This window comes from Photobacterium sp. R1 (genome assembly GCF_054600795.1).
This window is the reverse complement of the sequence record NZ_BAAHZP010000154.1, coordinates 1-394: the sequence shown is the minus strand read 5'-3', so window position 1 is coordinate 394 and position 394 is coordinate 1. Positions and strand designations below refer to the sequence as shown.

2 pseudogenes are annotated in these 394 nt (G+C 50.0%); both read left to right on the top strand.

Annotated features, from left to right (window positions below):
* Nucleotides 1–289 (top strand): annotated as a pseudogene (locus ACYP03_RS24445) (cytochrome o ubiquinol oxidase subunit I); the annotation flags it as partial.
* Nucleotides 279–394 (top strand): annotated as a pseudogene (locus ACYP03_RS24440) (cytochrome o ubiquinol oxidase subunit III); the annotation flags it as partial. The pseudogenes ACYP03_RS24445 and ACYP03_RS24440, both read left to right, overlap by 11 nt.

The following is a 394-nucleotide window of genomic DNA, read 5'->3' as shown; positions in this document are numbered from 1 at the left end:
CATTCACATGCCGAAAAATACCGGCGCCGGTGTGATTATCTCTGCTTACGCACTGGTATTTGGCTTTGGCCTGATCTGGTACATCTGGTGGCTTGTTGCTATCGGTGTGGTTGGCATGATCGGCACTTGGATCAAGCACAGCTTTAACGAAGACGTGGATTACTACGTGACGGTTGAAGAAGTGAAAGCAATCGAAGAAGCGCATAAAGCCCGTGTTGCAGGCGCAACGACCAAACCTGCCACCCATAACGACGACGAAGATGAGATGGAGGTCGAATATGCAAACTAATGCTATCGATCATCACGAGCACGACGAACACCATCACGACATAGGTGAAACCAAGCTGCTGGGCTTCTGGATTTACCTGATGAGCGACTGCATTCTGTTCGCGAC